Genomic DNA, 12,367 nt, shown 5'->3' with positions numbered 1-12,367 from the left:
CCAGGATGAAAGTCGCAGCTTAGCCGTGTATCTCACATAATAAAAAACCGCCCCGGAGGGCGGTTTTTCAATAAATCGGTGATTCTTCAAAATCAGGCGGCCAGTTCATCCGTCTCGTTTTCCTTGAACATCTTGGCGAGGTTCAGGAAGCAGATCATGCCATTTTCCGAGGCGATGATGCCTTCGCAATAGGCCCGGTCGAAGGAGGCGGTCACTTCCGGCACCGGCTGGACCTGGCTGGAGGAGATGGTGAGGATATCCGAGACGCGGTCGACCAGCATGCCGATGACCATGCTGTGAACTTCGGCGACGACGATGGCGCTGCGCTCGTTGGCGACCGTGCTCTTCATGCCGAGCTTGAAAGCAAGATCGATAATCGGGATCACCGAGCCGCGCAGATTCATGACACCGATGACATCGGCCGGTGCATGCGGGATCGGCGTCGACGGCGCCCAGCCGCGGATTTCGCGGATGGTCGTGGTCTTGACGCAGAATTCCTGGTCATGCAGGCGGAAGGCAATAATTTCGAGCGTATCGCCGCTGAAGTTAGTCGAATTGATCGTGGCCATTAGAATTCTTCCCAACTATCGTAAGCCAGGGCAGAAGCGGATGCGCCACCATTGGCGCGGACAAGCTTTGCCTTCGTACCACGCGATGGCTTTGCGCTCGGCGAAGCATCGTTACGGTTATCGATGACTTTAGCGAAAGAGTGTTGCCCAAATCTAAATTGAAAGACGAGATTGAGAAGGTTTTTAAGCTCGGGTGAAGGCGAGGCAGTTTTGCTGCCGATCTACTCAGCTTATCGTCTTTTCAATCTGCGAGACCGCCCAATCGACCTGCTCTCTAGATATGACCAGTGGCGGAGCGAGGCGAATCGTGTGGTCGTGGGTGTCCTTGGCGAGAAGGCCGCGCTCCTTCAGCGCATGGCAATATTGCCGCGCGCCGCCGGCTTCGGGTTCCAGCTCGATGGCCATCATCAGGCCGCGGCCGCGGACGTCCCTGACGATGTTCGAGCGGATCGACCTCAAGCCTTCGAGGAAATAGTCGCCCATAACGGCGGCGTTCTCGATCATGCCCTCTTCCGTCAGCACCTTGAGTGCTGCGCGGGCCACCGCGCAGGCGAGCGGATTGCCGCCGAAGGTCGAGCCGTGCTGGCCGGGCTTCAGCACGCCCAGAACTTCGGAATTCGAAAGCACGGCCGACACCGGATAGAAGCCGCCGGATAGCGCCTTGCCGATCAGCGTCACGTCTGCCTCGATGCCTTCGTGCTCCTCGGCCAGCAGCTTGCCGGTGCGGCCGAGGCCGGTCTGGATCTCATCGAGGATAAGAGTGACGTTGTTTGCCGTGCAAAGCTCGCGGATGCGGGTGAAATAACCCGCCGGCGGAATGATGACGCCGGCTTCCCCCTGGATCGGTTCGATCAAGGCGGCCACGGTATTTCTGTTGATTACCGCGGCGAAAGCCTCGGCATCGCCGAACGGAATGATGCGGAAACCTGACGTGTAGGGGCCGAAACCGCTGCGGGCCTCGGGATCCGTCGAGAAGCTGATGATGCTCAGCGTCCGGCCATGAAAATTATCGGCGCAAACGATGATCTCCGCCTTGCCCTCCGGCACACCCTTGACCTCGTAACCCCATTTGCGCACCGCCTTGATGGCGGTCTCCACCGCTTCGGCGCCGGAATTCATCGGCAGGATCTTATGCGAGCCGGTGAGAGCCGCGAGTTCTTCGTAGAGATAGGCAAGCTGATCGTTGCGGAAGGCGCGGGAGGTGAGCGTCAGCCTGCCTGCCTGTTCGACCATGGCGGCGAGGATTTTCGGATGGCAGTGGCCCTGGTTGACGGCGGAATAGGCCGAGAGGCAATCGAGATAACGGTTGCCGTCGGTATCCCAGACATAAACACCTTCGCCACGCGTCAGCACCACGTCGAGCGGCTTGTAGTTATGGGCGCCGAGCCGTTGTTCAGTGGCGATCAGTTTTTCCGAAGTGTTCATGGTCGTTCTCCCTCTAATCTTATTTCAACGCATGTCGTTATCGCAAAACCGCTGCACACTTTTGCTCGACATGCTCTTACGCGGCGCGTGTCGGACGATCGAAGATGCGGCGGCCGAAGAGGCTTGCCGTCAGTTCCACCAGGATGCGGGCGCTCTTGCCGCGATCGTCGAGAAACGGATTGAGCTCGACGAGATCGAGCGACGAGACGAGGCCGCTGTCCGAAAGCATTTCCATCACCAGATGCGCCTCGCGAAAAGTCGCGCCGCCCGGAACCGTCGTGCCGACGCCCGGCGCAATCTCGGGATCGAGGAAATCGAGATCGAGGCTGACATGCAGCAGGCCGTTCGCTTTGGTGACGACATCGAGGATCTCACGCATGGTGGCGCCGATACCCTGCTCGTCGATCGCGCGCATGTCGAAGACGTTGACGCCGTGTTCGTGGATTTCCTCGCGCTCGCGCGCATCGACCGAACGGATGCCGACCTGGAAGACATTCTTCGGGTCGACGAGCGGACGGCCCTTCGGCAGGATCTCGGCGAACTCCGCTTGGCCACAAAAGAAGGCGACGGGCATGCCATGAATATTGCCGGAAGGCGATGTGGCCGGAGAGTTGAAATCGGCATGGGCATCGAGCCAGAGCACGAAGAGCGGGCGATCTTTGCCGGCGGCATAACGGGCCATGCCGGAGACGCTGCCCATGGAAAGGCTGTGGTCGCCGCCGAGAATCAGCGGGAAACGGCCGGAGGCCGCGACGTCGTGGACGCTGCTTTCGAGCGCGCGGGTGAAGGCACCGACGATCCTCAGATTGTGGGCCTTCGGGTGGTTCGGCAGGTCCATCGCCGGTACGATCCTGAGATCGCCAAGATCGGCAACGTCATGGCCAAGCTCGATCAGCGTCTGGTCGACGCCGGCAATGCGCAGGGCCGCAGGGCCCATGGCAGCACCTCTGCGGCCGGAGCCTTCTTCCAGCGGCGCGCCGATGAGGGTGACAGATCGCGATTGGGCATTCATTTTGGAGGGCTCCGTGTTGAGGCCTGTTTCGACCGATAGTGGGATAAAGGGCTGGCGGCAAAAAGATGGAAAAGTGTCAGAAATGGACTATGATTGCGCAAATTGATAAACCATTTTTGACAAAGTGATCAGCGTGGACGATCTCGACACCGAACTTCTGAGTGCACTTCGCCATAACGCCCGGATTTCCGTCTCCTCGCTTGCGGCGATGACCGGCGCATCGCGGGCAACGGTTGCCGCCCGTATCGACCGGCTGGTGGCCGGCGGCATCATCGTCGGCTTCACCATCCGCACCGGCCATGAGACGCGCTCCGCCGGCGTTCGCGCCATCGTCATGATCGAGGTGCTCGGCAAGCTCGCCGACAGGGTGGCCGATCAGTTGCGGGGCCTGCCGCAGGTGCGCGCGCTGCACAGCACCAACGGCAAATGGGATTTCATCGCCGAACTCGAGGATCGCGACCTCGCCTCCTTCGACGAGACGCTGCGCCGCATCCGGCTGGTCAACGGCATCAATTCGACCGAGACCAATATCCTTCTCAAGACCAGCAAAACGGGTTTCTAAGCCGGGTTAGAGCTTTTGCATGCCGTCGGTCCAAAACCGCTGCCCAGCTTCGGGCGGGATGGATCAGTATTCCCGTTCGTAGACAATCCCGGCTTCGCCCTCGCCATTGCCGCCGGCCCCTCCGCGCAGCTTGACGCCGCGGCCGACATCGAGGTTGATCACCGCCTTGGCGCCGGCCGAACCGCCCTGCTGCAATTCGAAATAGGTGCGGTCGTTGAGATAGCGGCCGACGCTGACGCTCGTCTGGCCCTTGGAATCGGTGCTGACGTCGAAATCGTCGACGCCGAGCTGGTTGCGCAGACCTTCGAAAAGCGAGGTGGAGCGGTTGCCGGCCAGCTGACTGACGGCGTCGGCGAGCTGGGCGATCTGCACCGGCGAGAGCTTCGACATCGACTGGCCGAAAATCAGCTGCGCCAGCACTTCGTCCTGCGGCAGCTGGGGCGAGGAGGAAAAGGTGATGGCGGGGTCGGTGGCGAGACCTGCGACGTCGACGGTCAGCGTCGTCGTGCCGGAGGCCGAGGTCGCTTCCATATCGAGCGCCGGCGTCATGTCGCCGGCAAAGGTGATCCGGCTCTTGTCGGAGAAATCCAGGCGGCGGTTGAGAATGGTCATGCGGCCGCGGCGCATGGTGAAACCGCCGGTCACGATGGGTGCAGCCGCCGTTCCGCGGATCGTCACCAGGCCGCCAAGCTCGGCGTCGATGCCGCGGCCGCGCACGAAGATATGCGAGGGCGCATCGATTTCGAGATCCAGGATGATCACGGAGGATTTCTCGCCGGGTTTGCGCTCGCCGTCATCGCGCAGCTGCGCAAGTACCGCGCGCGGTGCATTCTTGTGGCGGATGTCGATTTCTCTCAGCGAGGTCGGCAATTTTTCCGGAACCGTGATCGAGGTCTTGTCCAGCCGAAGCTTGCCGCTCAGCGTTGCATTGGTGATCGGCCCGCGCAGGCCGACCGTGCCATTGACTGTCGAGACGACAAGGGTTCCATCGACATAGACCGCCTTGTCGAGCTTGATCGAAATGTCGGCGGGAAAGCCTCCGGCCGGCTGGATGCCGATGGTGCCGCTGGCCGAAATCGTGCCGCCGCCGCCAAGGCTGCCGGTGAGGCGGGATATCACCGCCTGGCTGCCATTGAAGATCACTGTCGCCGTCAGATTGTTGACGGCCATATTGCGCCGGACGTCGACGAGCTTTGCGCCATTGGTCGAAACAGTACCGTTGATGACGGGTGCTGCGGCCGTTCCGCCGATCTGGAGATTGACGGTGGCGACGCCGTCGGCGACGAGGCCCTGTTGCGCAAGCGGGGCGCCGAGCACGGCGAAAGGAAGATTGCCTGTGAAGCGCATGTCCATGGCGCGATTGCCTGTGATGACGACGCTGCCGCCGCCCTTCAGCGACATGCCGGCATCACCGGCAAGACTGGTATCGACCGTCAGCCTGTTTCCGGCAAGTTTGCCTGATGCGTCGATGCTGAACGGCGAAAGGCCGGCACCTTTTGTCTGGCTCGTCGCTGCGTTCTTCCAATCAACCTTGAAGTCGACGGAGGGCGCCGACAGCGCGCCGGTGGCCTTTACGGTCGCCGAGACCGCGCCCTCGGCTGCAAGGCCGGGAACGAAGCCGTTGGCAATGCCGGCCGGAAGATTGGTGGTATTTGCCGTGACATCGAGCGACCGGATCGACGTGCCTGCGATGGCAAGATTGCCGGCAGCTTTCAGCGCAATGCCGCCGCCGCCGTTGAGGGCGGCATCGAAATCCAGCCTGTCACCGGCGTATTTCCCGGTCGCCGCCAACGCAAGGCGGGACAGGCCGGCAGCCTTGGTATGGCTGGTCGCGGCATCCTTCCAGTCGAGCTTGAAATCGACGACCGGATTTGCCGGGGTTCCCGACGTTACGGCGTTTGCCGAAAGCGTGCCTTCGGCACCGAGTCCTGGAACGAAGGCGTTTGCGATATTTGCCGGCAGCGCCGGGATATCGGCATTGATCGAAAGGTCCCGGATGGCCGTTCCCGCGATCGTGACGCCGCCCGTCGCCTTGGCCCACACGCCGTCCTTGCCGGTAAGGTTGGCATCGAAGTCGACCCGATCGTTGGCGAACTTGCCGGATGCCGCGGCACTCAGGCCCGAAAGGCCGCTGCTTTTGGTCTGGGCGGTCGCGGCGTTCTTCCAGTCGAGCTTGAAATCGACCGCTGGCTTTGGCAGCGCGCCGGAGGCGGATGCCGTGCCCGACACGGTGCCTTCAGCGGCAAGACCGGGGACGAAGCCGTTGGCGAGGCCTGCAGGAAGGTTGGCGAGATCGGCCTTGACGTCGAGGTTGCGGACTGACGTACCTGATATCGCGATGTTGCCGGCGGCCCTCAGCGAGAGGCCGTCCCGGCCGCCGAGATTGGCATCGAAATCGAGCCGGTCGTCGGCGAAGCGTCCGGATGCGGCAAGTGCGAGGCCCGAGAGATGAGCGCTTCTGGTCTGGCTGGTCGCAGCATCCGCCCAGTCGAGCTTGAAGTCGGCCTTCGGTGCGGCAGGTGTCCCGGCGGCGGACATAGTGCCGGATATCGTGCCGCCGGCCGCCAGATCGGGAACGAAGGCGTTTGCGAGGCTGGCCGGAAGCTTGGCGATCTCGGCATCGACCTTGATGCTGTCGATCGCCGTACCGGCCAATGCGACATTGCCCATGGCCTTCAGGGAGAGGTCTTTATCGCCGCTGACCGCCGCATTGAAATCAAGCTTGTTTTCGGCAAATTTTCCCGATGCGGTCAAGCCGAGCGCTGCAAGGCCAGCACGTTTCGTGTGGCTCGTCGCAGCGTCTTTCCAATTGAAATCGAAATCGGCACTCGGGGCGGAAAGTGACCCGGTGGCCGAGATCTTTCCAGAGATCGTGCCTTCGGCGGCGAGATCGGCGACGAAGCTGTTTGCGATATTCGCCGGGACATTCGCCAGCACGGCATCGACTTTGACGTTGCCGATCGTCGTGCCTGTGATGGCGACATTGCCGTTTGCCTTCAGCGAGAGGCGGTTGGCGCCGCCGATCACTGTATCGAAATCGAGCTTGCTGTTTGCAAATTTACCGGATGCCTTGAGGCCAAGATCGGCAAGGCCGACGCGCTTCGTCTGGCTCGTCGCAGCACCTTTCCAATCGAGATCGAAATTGGCGGTGGGGGCAGCGAGGGAACCGGAGGCCGCCACTTTTCCTGTAATCGTGCCTTCGGCGGCGAGATCGGGAACGAAACCATTGGCGATGCGCGCAGGCAGGTTGAGGATATCGGCGTTGACATCAAGCACCGGTGCCTTCGGGTCGGCGAGCGCGACATTGCCGGCAGCCTTGAGCGAAAGGCCGTCATTGCTACCGACCGTCGTGTTGAAATCGAGCTTGTTGTCGGCGAATTTGCCGCCGGCGGTGATGCCGAGCGGTGCCAGGCCGGCGCCTTTGGTCTGGCCCGTCGTCGCATCCTTCCAGTCGAGCTTGAAATCGGCGACCGGTGCCGCCGGTGTTCCGGTCACGGCAATCGTTCCGGAGATCGTGCCGCCGGCTGAAAGGTTAGGCACGAAACCGTTGGCGAGGGCTGCCGGCAGCTCGCGGATGTCTGCATCGAGCTTCAGCGTTTCGCCGGCGGAACCTGTGACGGTCACCGAACCGGTGCCGGTCTTCAGCGTCAGTTCGTTCAGGCTGGCGGCACCGCCGCCGACGGCGACCTGCGTCGGGGCGGCAAGCTCGATCGGGATATTGCGGGGGCTTGCCGAGAACCGGTCAAGGTTCAGGTGCATCGTGCCGTCCGCTGCCTCGATATTGCCGGCGGCCAGCACGGGATTGCCGTCATAGGCAGCATTGAGATCGAAATCGGTATGGTCTTGCTGCTTGGTAAACCTAAGCGAAAGGCCGGCGAGCCTGTTCGTTCCGGCACTTACCTCCTCGGCCTTGACCGTGCCGTTTGCCGCAAGGGCTTTGAGATCGCTGACCGTGACATCGATACCCGGTTTGACGATCGCAAGCGTATCACGGCGGATCGAGCCGCCGGTCGCAAGCAGCTTGAGCGCAATCCTGCCGCCATCGCTGCTGACGCCGAGCGACCCTTTGAGATCGCCGTCGGCCTTCTGCCCGCCGAGTGCGGCGAGCAGGCCGACATTGGGGAAATCGAAGGTCAGTGCGGCTGTTGGCTCCAGGGTAGGCGAGAATTCCACATTGCCGGTCAGCCGGTTGCCGCCGATATCGGCGGTCAGCGCCGGGATGCTCGTCTTGCCGTCCTGCGAACTTATATCACCGTTGATGCCGATCGGCTGGCCGTCGATCGTGCCGGTGGCGGCGATCCTGCCCTGCGGCGCTTTGGGAGCAGCAAGACCCGACAAGTCGATATTGAGGTTGCCGAGCGTGCGGTCTGCCATTTCAAGGCTGGCGGCCTTGAGATTGGCCGCCACGGAAATTGCCGGGAGCTCACCTCCCACTCTCAACGCATAACCCGCCCCACCGCTGGCGCCGGGGATGAGCTTGCCGATGTCAGGCAGCCGGCCCGAGAGATCGGCATTCAACATCCCGCCATCGAGTGCGACGTTGCCGGCGGCTTCGAGCGTACCGGACTTCAGGACGAGATTGGACAGCGCGAATTTTGACGGGATGGTGCCGACCACCTGGCTTTCGAGCGAGATCGGTCCGTCGAACCTGCTTGTCACCGCAGCCGGCAGGGCTGCCGGGTTGATGGTGAGCTTGAGGTTGCCGGTCAGCGCTTTGTCCGCCAGCCGGTAGGAGCCATTGAGGCCGCCGTTGATATTGGCGCTTTCGACGGTGGTGCCGTTGAATCCGATGCCGGAGGGCGAGATCTGCAGCGGCGAGGCGATCGTGACCGGGCCTTGGACGGCGCGATTGAGGTTCGGCTCGGTAAAGGTCGTATCGCCAGCAACGAGGCGCAGCTGGACGCTGCCGGAACGGGCGGCGAGATTGAAGGCGTCGCTCTTTGCGGTCAGCTTGATGTTGCCGATAGTGGCCTGCGGCAGGGTTGCGGTGTCGAGCGAGCCGCTGACGTTCAGTCGGGCGGTCTGCGCATCGCCTGTCAGCGCCAGGTTGAGGCCTGATATCAGGAAGCGGGCTTCGCCTTCGGCGAGCGGCCAGCGGAAATCGACAGGCCCCGACGTGCCGAGCAGATTGGCGTTCAGGCTGTTGTTGCCGGCAGGATCGAGGGTACCCGATGCGGCGATCACAACGCTGCCGGTGGCGATATTGCCGGTCTGGATATCGATCTTGCCGTGATTGTCGAAGGTGGTGGCAAGATCGATATTGGTCTGGCCGGCAAAAAGCGGCCGGAATGCCGATGGAAGCAGCGAGCTCAGGTCACCGCCGCCCTTGAGGTCGAGGTGGTGCAGCCCGTCTTCCGTAATCTGGTGCCGGGCTTCGATTGCGGCACGTTGCTGCCCGTCGAGGGCAGCCTGCAATTTGCCTTTCCAATCGGATATCGGCCCCTGGCCATCGAGATCGATGTTAACGGCCGGGCTGTCCGGCAGGCCGAGAAAGCCCGCCAGCAGTCCGCCCTTCGGCTCGGACAGCTGCGCCTTCAGCCGCAGCCGGTTTTCGGCTGGCGCAAAAGCGATGTCGGCGGCAAGCCGCGCATCCGGAACCGCGTGACGGCTGACATTGACGACGGCCTCGCCGCCATCGCCGTTCGCCGAAAGGCTGCCTTCGGCAGCGAGCGCAAAGGCGCGGCCGGCAACGGGTGCGGCAAGTTTGATATCGGGCAGCGCGATGCGGTCGACATCGACTTTGATCGGAAGGCTGAATCCGCCGGAATTTTCAGCTTGGGGCCGCGAGGGCAGGGTGCGTACCGGCTTGCGCAGCACGTTGATCGCTTCGATCTCGAAGCGTTTGGCATGGAAGGTTCCGGTCAGTAGCGCAAACGGATTCCAGTCGATCGCGACGCCATGAATTTCCGCAAAGACGCCCCTGGTGTCGGAGATGGAGATCTCGGCGGCGCGAAGCCCGCCGGTCAAAAGGCCTTGCGGTTCGCGAACCTCGATCGTCATGTCGCGGTTGGAAAGCGTGGAGGCTATCTTTTCGGTAACGATGCGAGCGCCAAAACTGGTGAAGCCGAAGATCGCCAGTGCGACGACGGCAAGAATCAACGTGGCGCCGACGGCATAGCCGGTGAGCCGTACGATCCAGTTGACGATTTTTGTCAGCGTTTGCATCGGCGCGAACACTACCCCGTTTTCATGACGGCTCACAGATCGGAAAACACGAGCGGAATCGGCAACCCTAGAAGGATTGGCCGATGCCGGCGTAGATTCCGTAATCTGTGCCATCTTCGTACTTGTTCAGCGGCATGGCAAAATCAAGCCGCAGCGGGCCGAAAGGCGTTGCATATCGTATTCCGGCGCCGGCGCCGGCGCGAATATCGGAAAAACCTGGAAAGGTGCTGTCCGATACGGTGCCGACATCGATGAAGGGCACGATGCCGATCGTATCGGTGATCTTGATGCGGGCTTCCAGCGAACCAGTCACATAGGAGCGGCCGCCGGTGGGATCGCCATTGTCGTTGTAGGGCGAGATTTCCTGATAGCTGTATCCGCGCACCGAGCCGCCGCCGCCGGCAAAGAAGCGCTGCGTGGCGGGAATGTCCCCAATGCTATCGCCGCCGATCAGGACGCCGGCGGCGACCTTGCCGGCAAGCACCACGCCGTCTTCCTGGCCGAACGGCAAGTAGCCGGAGATCGAGCCCTCGAATGCCGCATAGGGCGTGGCGTTGAAGATCTCGTAGCCGGGCTTTGCCGAGAGCGTCGCGCGATAACCCTCTGTCGGGTTGAACTTGTCGTCGCGTGCGTCGCGATCATATTGGATCGGCAAGGTGAAGGTCAGATAGTCGTTCGTGCCGAAGGCGTCGTCGTCGCGCTCCCAGCTGACCTCGCCGCTCGCGGAGATCGTGTCCTGGTCAGTCAGCTCGTAGGAAAGGCCGAGCGAGGCGGTGACGAGCGTGGCGTTATAGGCATCCGGATTTTCGGTCTTGGCGATGATGCCGGCCTTCAGCGTGGCGGCGGGGAAGAAGGCGCCGGGCTTGGTGAAGAGGATGCCGGCGGAATAGTCGAGGCTGCCGACATCCGTCGTTTCGCCAAGCCGCGAGACCGCTCCCTCGATCCTCAGCGTTTCGGCTTCGCCGAACAGGTTGCGGTGGCCCCAATAGCCCTGAACGCCGAAGCCGTCGGTGGTGGAATATTGCGCGCCGACGCCGAAGTAGCGTCTCTTGCCTTCCGAAACCTCGATCGTCATCGGCAAGGTGCCATCCGGTGCCAGCGCATCCCCTTGGTGGATGGTGACGCTCGAAAAGACGCCGAGGGCGCGAAGGCGTTCGCCAGCCTTTTTCAGCGCTTCCGGGGAATAGGCTTCGCCCTTGTTCAGCCGGGAATAACGCTGGATGAAAGCTGGCCTGACGGTCTTCTCGCCGGTGACTCCGACATCGCCGATCGGGGCGATGGGACCGCCTTCGGCAGCAAGGACGATATCGACGGTATCGCTGTTGTGATCGGCGACGACCTTGCGTTCGGTCAACTTGGCAAACGGCCGGCCTTCGCTCTTCAATTGTTGGACGATCTTGTCACCGGCCCTGATGATGGCGAGCGAGCCGGCCTGCGCACCGGGGGCGAGATCGTAATCGGCGGGATTATGGTTTGCGGCATCGCCGCCGAACTGGACCTCCCTGACCTTGAAAACGGGGCCGGGAGCAATGTCGACGGTAACGGGGATCGGCCCGGACAGGTCGAATGTCGGATTGGGCGGCAGGTCGTCGATATTCTTGCCGTCGATGGTGATCGTCACCAAGCCGCCATAACGGGCCTTTTCATACAGAGTGGCGATCAGCCGCTCACGGTCGTCGCGCGCCTTGACGACCACGCCGAGATCGCCGGACACCGGCTGCTTCTGGTCGCTGACGAGACGGGAACTGTTTTCCAGTGCTTCCTTCAGGTCGGGATCGGCGGTATCGGCTTTGAGGTCGACCTGGTAGCGCACCGGATCGGGCACCTGTTCGCCTTCGTCTTCTTCCTTACCGAAAATGGTGATGCCGAAAAGCTTGAAGGCGTAAGCGTCGCCGATCAGGACCGGTGAGAACGCAGCTGCCGCTGCGACCACCATCATGGTGCCTGTTCGCCGATACGCAGTACTTGTTTTCGGGCCTGTCCCTCTGATCCGCATCCGCCGCTTTTGGTTATGTCTACATTGAAGCTTCGTTGCCCAGCCGTGAACAGCTTAGCGACAAAATCGCGCGGGGTGTACCATTTTAAATTGCCAACGCGCTAATTTAGCACAAAAAATCCCGGACCTGTGTCCGGGATTTCCTGAATTTACCGATTTCCAAGTGCTCTCAGCGCGGGCAACTATCGATGTAGCGGCGGCCGTAGCGGTCGCGATAGTAGCACTGGCCGGGTTGTTCGGCGACGCTGCCGATGAGGGCGCCGGACACGCCGCCGATAGCGGCGCCGACTGCCGCGCCACGGACGTTGCCGGTGACTACGCCGCCGATGACGGCACCTGATGCAGCGCCGATGCCGGCGCCCTGCTGCGTCGGCGTGCAGCTTGCGATCGACAGGCCGATCAATGCGAGTATGACAACTTTCTTCATCTTTTTTCTCCGAGGTTGTTGCCCAGTGGGCAAAGGCCGTCCCTTTTATTTTTTGTCAGGCTAGACCGAAAACTATGTCGGAAGAAAGGGTTGTCCATCCGGTGTGCTGATTTTTTTGCGATCGGGCTGGGTCGCCTTTTGCTCGGTCCGCAAACTCGGCTGCCTTCTGCGGCATCAATTTCGTTGATCGCGGCTTGCATATTTTTTATCT

At 61.9% G+C, this 12,367-nt stretch carries 7 protein-coding genes; 1 reads left to right on the top strand and 6 read right to left on the bottom strand.

The window, feature by feature from the left end:
• Positions 1-92: 92 nt before the first annotated feature.
• The 3 genes from AC245Y_RS20290 to rocF all read right to left on the bottom strand — a co-directional run bounded on the left by AC245Y_RS20290 (position 93) and on the right by rocF (position 3,006).
• Positions 93-569: a chemotaxis protein CheW gene (locus tag AC245Y_RS20290; protein WP_003543427.1), complete on the bottom strand. Its 477-nt coding sequence runs from the start codon at positions 567-569 to the stop codon at positions 93-95.
• A gap of 225 nt (positions 570-794) precedes the next feature.
• On the bottom strand, positions 795-1,994 hold the full coding sequence (rocD, locus tag AC245Y_RS20285) for an ornithine--oxo-acid transaminase (protein WP_017995343.1): 1,200 nt from the start codon (positions 1,992-1,994) through the stop codon (positions 795-797).
• A gap of 76 nt (positions 1,995-2,070) precedes the next feature.
• Positions 2,071-3,006: an arginase gene (gene rocF / locus AC245Y_RS20280; protein WP_012759227.1), complete on the bottom strand. Its 936-nt coding sequence runs from the start codon at positions 3,004-3,006 to the stop codon at positions 2,071-2,073.
• Positions 3,007-3,130: 124 nt separating this feature from the next.
• Between rocF and AC245Y_RS20275 the strand changes: the two genes are divergently transcribed.
• Positions 3,131-3,568: an Lrp/AsnC family transcriptional regulator gene (locus AC245Y_RS20275; protein ID WP_012759226.1), complete on the top strand. Its 438-nt coding sequence runs from the start codon at positions 3,131-3,133 to the stop codon at positions 3,566-3,568.
• Between the two features lie 63 nt (positions 3,569-3,631).
• Here AC245Y_RS20275 and AC245Y_RS20270 read toward each other — a convergent pair whose 3' ends face one another.
• From AC245Y_RS20270 to AC245Y_RS20260, 3 genes are all read right to left on the bottom strand, one after another.
• Positions 3,632-9,733, bottom strand: a complete 6,102-nt coding sequence (locus AC245Y_RS20270) for a translocation/assembly module TamB domain-containing protein (protein WP_026157491.1) — start codon at positions 9,731-9,733, stop codon at positions 3,632-3,634.
• Positions 9,734-9,800: 67 nt separating this feature from the next.
• Positions 9,801-11,729, bottom strand: a complete 1,929-nt coding sequence (locus AC245Y_RS20265; protein ID WP_017995341.1) for an autotransporter assembly complex protein TamA — start codon at positions 11,727-11,729, stop codon at positions 9,801-9,803.
• A gap of 169 nt (positions 11,730-11,898) precedes the next feature.
• Positions 11,899-12,156 carry a YMGG-like glycine zipper-containing protein gene (locus AC245Y_RS20260; RefSeq protein WP_012759223.1) on the bottom strand — a complete coding sequence of 86 codons (258 nt, stop codon included), beginning with the start codon at positions 12,154-12,156 and terminating at the stop codon, positions 11,899-11,901.
• Positions 12,157-12,367 lie beyond the last annotated feature (211 nt).

Source organism: Rhizobium sp. SRDI943 (assembly GCF_057653695.1).
The sequence above is the reverse complement of the archived record's forward strand: the minus strand, read 5'-3'. Positions and strand labels throughout refer to the sequence as shown.